This is a genomic window from Rhodanobacteraceae bacterium (assembly GCA_024234055.1).
GTDB lineage: Bacteria > Pseudomonadota > Gammaproteobacteria > Xanthomonadales > SZUA-5 > JADKFD01.
Window position 1 is genome coordinate 23,081 of sequence record JACKOW010000020.1, and the last position, 6,920, is coordinate 30,000.

A 6,920-nucleotide genomic window follows, 5' to 3' on the forward strand; every position below is an offset into this window, starting at 1 on the left:
GCTGCTTTGCTGCTCGCATTTGTGGCAACAGCGTCGACTCCGGTGCGGTCCGACGCTCTGAAGATCACAGTGCGCGATGCCGAAACCGGAGGTTTCGTCGACGCCGAAGTCGAGCTGACCGGCGCCGATTCATCTCGATCCCTGCTCAAGATTCATGGCGGTCGCGCGCAGTGGCAGGTCGAGGGCGAGCTGAACCTGGAGCTGACCGCGAGTGGATACACGAGCCTGAGCACGCAACTGGCGGCGGACACCCACGACGTGCTTCTGTGGCTCGATCCCGTGCCGGCGCCGACTGCCGCGGGCAGTACTGCGGGAACTGGCGTCACGATCGTAGGCCATGTCTATGATTTTCTGCGCGGCGCAGCCGTTTCCGGCGCCCGCGTGAACATCGACAACGAGATCGCTTACACCGACTCCCGCGGCCAGTTCAGCCTGAACCTGCCTGCCGTTGACGACGACGAAGGCGCGACCGCGCAACTGAGCGTGACGGCTGACGGCTTACCGCCGTGGAGTCAAGCGCTGACGCTGACCAATGGCGTCAGCCATCGCATCATCGATCTCGGCGCCGGCACACCTGGGCCCGACCATCGCTTCGACTCGCGCCAGCTGGCCAGCCCGATCGAAGACCCCGCCGCTGCCAGAGCACCGGTGTTCCCGGTGCCGCAGAGCATTCGTGTGGGCTTTGCCGATGCCGGGTTCACCACCCCCTGTTGCGTCGGCTCCTGCAGTGCGGTCAGCGTGATGTCACTGGAAACCTACGTCAAACGCGGACTCAACGACGAATGGATTGCCAGCTGGACTGGCGACAGCCTGCGCGCCGGGGCCATCGCCTATCGCTCCTACGGCGCCTGGCATGTCGCCCACCCGCGCACCACCAGCTATGACATCTGTTCCAGCGCCTGCTGCCAGGTCAACGATCCCGACACCAGTGCATCCAGCGATACGGCGGTCAACGCCACGGCAGGCATCTTGTTGAGTCAAGACGGCGAGATTTTCCGATCCGAGTATTCCGCCGAAAACAATGCCTGGGACGATCCGGGCGATGGTCTTCCCTGCTCCAATCCCGACCTGTCCTGCGGCAATGGCTTCGTCGGCAGCCCGGCCACCGGCTGGCCCTGTCTGGCCGACAGCGTGGCCCTGGGGCGCGGTTGTTTTGGCCATGGTCGTGGCATGTCGCAATGGGGCACTCAGCGCTGGTCGCTGGATCAGGGCCAGCGCTGGCCCTGGATCGTCAATCACTACTACAACGCCAACGGTAACGGCGCCGGCTTGCGCAACTCAGAGCTGACTTCGCCGCTACGGATCGATCAGTTCACGGCGCCGGTCAATGCCAGCCCAGGCCAGTTGATCACGCTGACGCTCGAACTCAGCAACCTGGCCGCGCTGGCGCATGATCCGGTCTACATCGGTGCCAGTCTGTTTCGCAGCGGCAGCGGCTTCGTCTCGGATCCAGCGCGGGATCTCGGCGTGCGGCTGGAGCCGGGCAGCCAGCAGCGCAGTCGACAGTTTCAGCTTCCTGAAGGTCTGAGCCCGGGTGTTTGGGATGTGCTGGTAGCCCTGTACCTGGACATCGACGGCAACGGCGCGATCAACAGCGGTGATCTGGCCCTGACCAGTGCGCGCCAGAATGGGGTGCTGACGATTGTGGGCGGGCCGCTGTTTGCCGATGGATTCGAATAGCTCCAGCAAGAAGCCGTACCATTGGCCCATCCTCGTCGACGCGCATTCTCGCCGCGCCAGCAGCGCTTTGACAGGTTCTGACTTGTCTGGTCGCCATCGAGCATGGCATCGGGCGCGTCCAGAAGAGAGTGGACCGACCACATCGAGCTTGGGCCGTAACTATCCGGCGGCCACCAACTGCTTGCCGATGGGCAGACTCCGGATGCGCCTCCCGCTGGCCGCAAACAAGGCGTTGGTCAGGGCCGGCGCCGCCGTCGGGATGCCCATCTCACCGGCCCCCGAGGGCTCGCGCTCACTGTCGATGATCTCGACCTCCACGTCCGGGGCATCGGTCATGCGCAGCAAGGGATAGCTGTCGAAATTGCCTTCCACCACCTGGCCCTTGTCGATGTGGATTTCCAGATTCCGAGCGGTGCTGATGCCATCAATGGTGCCACCCATCATCTGGGCCTCGATGCCCAGACGGTTGATCGGCCGACCGACATCGACCACGCAGACGCAGCGTTCGATGCGGTAGCTGCCATCGGTGGCCACCGACACTTCCATCGCGTGCGCGGCGTAGCCACCAAAGGTGAAATGTGCTGCCAGACCGATGCCACGACCCGGTTGGAGTCTTCGTCCCCAGCCGACGCGCTGGGCGGCCCGCCGCAGCACCTCACTGAGACGCCCGGTCTCGAAGATCGGGCCGCCGTGACCTGAATAGGCCAGCTGACGCGGCGGGCCGAGCAGTTTCAGGCGAAACGCCAGCGGATCCTGACCTGTCGCATGCGCCACTTCGTCAAGGAAACTCTGCACCGCAAAGGCATTGGCCGTGTGAGCCGGCGCCCGCCAGGAGCCGCGAGTCATGCCGGACTTCACCGCAAACCACTCGAGACGCAAATTGGGCAGCAGTTGCGCCGGAAAATCGTCCGGATAAAGCTCCGAGGTCCACAGCTGATCGTCGGGCATGTCGGGACGTCGATAGTACTTGCTGGCGCTGGCCAGGCGGTGTGCCCAACCACTCAGTCTGTGTTGATCGTCGAGCGTGGCGATCAGGTGGTGATGGCCGAAAGGCCGGTAGAAATCATGGCGGAGATCATCTTCGCGCGTCCACAGCAGCCGGATCGGCTTTCCGCTCAGCTTCGACAGAATCAGCGCTTCGGCGACGAAGTCGTTGCTCAGACGCCGTCCGAAGCCGCCGCCGACGCGGGTCATCTGCACATCAATGTCGAAACGGTCCACGCCGGTGATCTGCTGGGCCAGGCGCGACGCACCCGAGGGCATCTGCATCGGCGCGATGATGCGTACCCGATCGCTCTCCACGTGCACGCAGGCATTCTGCGGCTCCAGCGGACAGTGCGAGACATAGGGCACCCGATAGACCGCTTCGATCACCTTGGCCGCCGATTGTCGGGCGCCATCGAAGTCGCCATCCTCACGGCAGCGAATCCCTTTGCCTTTCAGCAATTCACCACATTGCTGATCCAGTGCAGCGGTGGATTCACTGCCCCAGGGACCAGGTTTCCATTCGATCTTCAGCGCCTCGCGGCCTTTCAGAGCTGACCAGGTATCGTCAGCCAACACGGCAACGCCGGGCGCCAGATTGGCGCTGATCGGCTCGCCGAACTTCGGTCCGGGCAGAGCCAGTACCTGACGCACGCCGGGAATCTTCAACGCTGCGCTGGCATCGAAGGACATGAGTTCGCCATCGAAATGCGGGTAACGGGCCACCACCGCGACCCAGGCACCGGGCATGCGCGCATCGATGCCGTAGCCAGCCCGCCCAGTGACGATGTCCTCCAGGCCCAGCTGGCGCTGGCGACTCCCCAGCAAGCGGTAGTCCTTGGCGGACTTGAGCGGCACATCGACGACTGGCCATGCCATTTGCGCCGCCGCCGGCGCCAGTTCAGCGTAGCTCAGGCGGCGGCCATCGGCGCGAATCACCTCACCGGCTTCGGTGCGCAGGGCACTGGCATCGGTCTGCCACTGTCTCGCGGCTGCAGTCACCAACAGATGCCGTGCCCGTGCACCGATCTGCCGCAGATCCGACCAGGCTTCCGGTACCGAAGTGCTGCCACCCGCGCCCTGCGGCCCATACTTCCAGCTCACGCCCGGGGCTTCAGGGATCTTCTTGATCCCCAGCGGCAGTTGGACCGCGCGAACCTTGGACCAATCGGCATCGAGCTCTTCGGCAATGATCATCGGCAAGGCGGTGTACACCCCTTGTCCAATCTCGGGGCAACGCGCCCCGATGTGGGTCATGCCATCGGGATCAATCTGGATGAACAGACCAATCGCAGACTCAGATTCCGTCTCCACCGGACTCGCGTCTGCGGTGGCGGCCCCAAGCAGGCGCGGCGCGATTGATGCCGCAAACAACAAGCCGCCGCTGGCCGTCAGAGACAGACGCATGAATTCGCGACGACTGGTGGTGCCGTCAGTAGGCATCAGCGGCGCCACGAAATCGTCCAAGGACGCGTGCCAGTACTCCCGATCAGGTCCGCTCATGAAGACTGCTCCGAGCGCATCATCGCCGCGGCACGCTTGATGGCGCGGCGGATGCGCGGATAGGTGCCGCAGCGACAAAGATTGGTGAGCGTTGCGATATCGGCATCGTCGGGTTCGGGCACGCGCGCGAGCAGGTCGACCGCGGCCATGATCTGCCCTGCCTGGCAATAACCGCACTGTGGCACGTCTTCGGCAATCCAGGCCTGTTGCACCGCATGCAGAGAGTCCCGCGCCAGACCTTCGATGGTCGTAATGCTGCGGCCCTCGGCCGCCTTCAGCGGATAGGAACAGGAACGCACCGCTGCGCCATCGACATGCACCGTGCAAGCGCCGCACTGGCCAATCCCGCAGCCATATTTGCTACCCGTCAAACCGGCGTGATCGCGCAGATACCACAACAAGGGCATGTCGCCATCGCCGGCGAACTCGGCTGCTGCGCCGTTCAAGGTGAAACGAAACATCATCCTCTCCCCGATGGCTCGAACCCAATGGTGGGCCCAGACGAAAGCCGGTGCATGCGGCAAAGGTCAGGCGGCACGCCCATCACGGCGCTGATTTCGGCAGAACCAGACCCGCCAGCCCCTGCACCAGTTGACGCATCTGGTCCGAACGCCCTTCGCTGTTGCTCAGCATCAGCACATTGCTACCCTTGCCGTCGCTGACATGAACAATGAAATAGCCACGATCCGAACCGCCCACAGCCAGCCCGGCCTTGCGCTGCCAACCGCGCGCTTCATCGGTCGCAAACAGCGTGCCGGCTTCCAGAGCCAGGTAATAGCGATTCATGTCATCGAGCGTGGAATACATGCCGCCACTACCCATCACCAGCCAGGACGTTGGCCCCCAGTTAGGCGGAATATTCGGCACTCCCACCGAGGTCGCGCCCTGGCCCACCGCAAAATCCGACACCGCAAACCCGCCGGACTCGCCATAAAACCCGGTACGCGCCATCTTCAACTTGTCGAGAATTTCCGCACGCACGAAGTCGCGATAGGACTTGCCGCTCACCTTTTCGACAATCGCCGCCAGGAGACCAAAGGCTGAATGCGAGTGTTCCTGACCCTCGCCAGGCTTGAACAGCAGTGGCGCTGCCATGATTCTGGCGACGGCCGCATCGCGACCGACCCAGGCCAGATCCGGATCCCAATCGTCGGTACTGTCATGAAAGTTCGGCAACCCGGAGCGGCCGGTCATCAATTGCCGCGGCGTCATTGCGGCCCGATCCGCTGGAACATTGTCGAAAAAGCGGGTTATGGGATCATCCAACGACAATTGGCCCCTTTCGCTGAGCAGCAGTATCGAACTCACTGTGAAGTCGATGGGGGTGGAGCCGATTCCGAAGATCTGTTCCAGCTTGATCGGCGTCTTTGACCCGGGATCGGCCACTCCATAGCCCTGACGCAGCATCAATTTGCCTTCGTGGACGGCCAGCACCACACCGGAGAAGCCGTGTCCGGCCAAACCCTCAAATGTGCCGGCAAGGCCAGACCAGCTGAGCGGAGGAAGGGGCGATGTGGCCGCGGCTTCGGATGCAAGCAATTCCAGCTTTGTGATCCTGCCGGAATCATCCAGGTGCAAGAGGTACTCGCCACGTCGCTGATCCTGGAAGATCAGATGCAGTCCGTCTCCCCGCAGTTCCACCGTGGCATCGCCCAGCGCGCCCTTGGCTGCCGCACGCAAGGGCTCGAAGTAGGTCTGCAACTGGGCATCATCAAAACTGTACCGATACTCCCGCGCCAACTGCGAGTCGGCGAAGGACCGCAGCGATTCCTGATCCGCGCCTGCCAGCATGTCTTCCACCGACCGAATTGCCGCTCGCACTTCCGGCGGCGGGCCCGATTGCGCCATCAGCGAACTGGATGTCGCCAGGGCCAAGACGGCGCTGATCAGAAGAGCGAAGGGAAGATGAACCTTGAAGAGTTGCTGCTTCGTCATGTACGTATCCCCAGATCTTGATCGCTGCCATTGCAAGCGGTCTGAAGAACCAAGGATGCGTTTGCGGGACAAATGGTCGCAGCAGCAGGGAATCAGAATCCCGAACGTCAGACACCACAACGCCCAGTCGATTGACTGGGCGTTGTGGTGTTTAAAAGGTGCTTGGCGATGACCTACTCTCGCATGCGGATGCACACTACCATTGGCGCTGACGCGTTTCACTTCCGAGTTCGGGATGGGATCGGGTGGGACCACGTCGCTATGGTCGCCAAGCATTGGAAAAGGGATGGGCAGGTAGCCATTGGCGCCAGGGAGGAACGAGTGTGTCGTTCGTCGCATGGGCTTTGAGTTATATGGTCAAGCCTTCGAGCAATTAGTACGCGTTAGCTCAACGTGTTACCACGCTTACACACCGCGCCTATCAACCAGGTGGTCTTCCTGGGCTCTTATCCTCTCAAGGAGGGAGAGATCTCATCTTGGGGCGCGCTTCCCGCTTAGATGCTTTCAGCGGTTATCGCTTCCGAACTTAGCTACCCGGCAGTGCCACTGGCGTGACAACCGGAACACCAGAGGTTCGTTCACTCCGGTCCTCTCGTACTAGGAGCAACCCCCCTCAAATCTCTAACGCCCACGACAGATAGGGACCGAACTGTCTCACGACGTTCTGAACCCAGCTCGCGTACCACTTTAAATGGCGAACAGCCATACCCTTGGGACCGGCTACAGCCCCAGGATGTGATGAGCCGACATCGAGGTGCCAAACACCGCCGTCGATATGAACTCTTGGGCGGTATCAGCCTGTTATCCCCGGAGTACCT

The 6,920-nt window shown here is 62.4% G+C and carries 4 protein-coding genes and 2 rRNA genes (1 of these 6 cut by a window edge); 1 reads left to right on the plus strand and 5 read right to left on the minus strand.

Annotated elements, in window-relative coordinates; all coding sequences use genetic code 11:
- The first annotated feature begins 42 nt into the window (after positions 1-42).
- Positions 43-1,680, plus strand: a complete 1,638-nt coding sequence (locus H7A19_19655) for a hypothetical protein (protein ID MCP5477050.1) — start codon at positions 43-45, stop codon at positions 1,678-1,680.
- Between the two features lie 159 nt (positions 1,681-1,839).
- Here H7A19_19655 and H7A19_19660 read toward each other — a convergent pair whose 3' ends face one another.
- From H7A19_19660 to H7A19_19680, 5 genes are all read right to left on the minus strand, one after another.
- A complete protein-coding gene (locus H7A19_19660; GenBank protein ID MCP5477051.1) occupies positions 1,840-4,167 on the minus strand; it encodes a xanthine dehydrogenase family protein molybdopterin-binding subunit in 2,328 nt (775 codons plus the stop codon).
- Entirely contained in the window at positions 4,164-4,628 is a 465-nt protein-coding gene (locus H7A19_19665; protein ID MCP5477052.1) for a (2Fe-2S)-binding protein, read from the minus strand. Before H7A19_19665 ends, H7A19_19660 begins: the two co-directional genes overlap by 4 nt.
- Positions 4,629-4,710: 82 nt before the next feature.
- Positions 4,711-6,102 (minus strand): beta-lactamase family protein, encoded by a 1,392-nt coding sequence (locus tag H7A19_19670; protein MCP5477053.1) that lies wholly within the window; start codon positions 6,100-6,102, stop codon positions 4,711-4,713.
- A 160-nt stretch (positions 6,103-6,262) separates the two neighbouring features.
- Positions 6,263-6,375, minus strand: a 5S ribosomal RNA gene (gene rrf, locus H7A19_19675).
- A gap of 68 nt (positions 6,376-6,443) precedes the next feature.
- Positions 6,444-6,920, minus strand: a 23S ribosomal RNA gene (locus tag H7A19_19680); it runs 2,380 nt beyond the window's last position.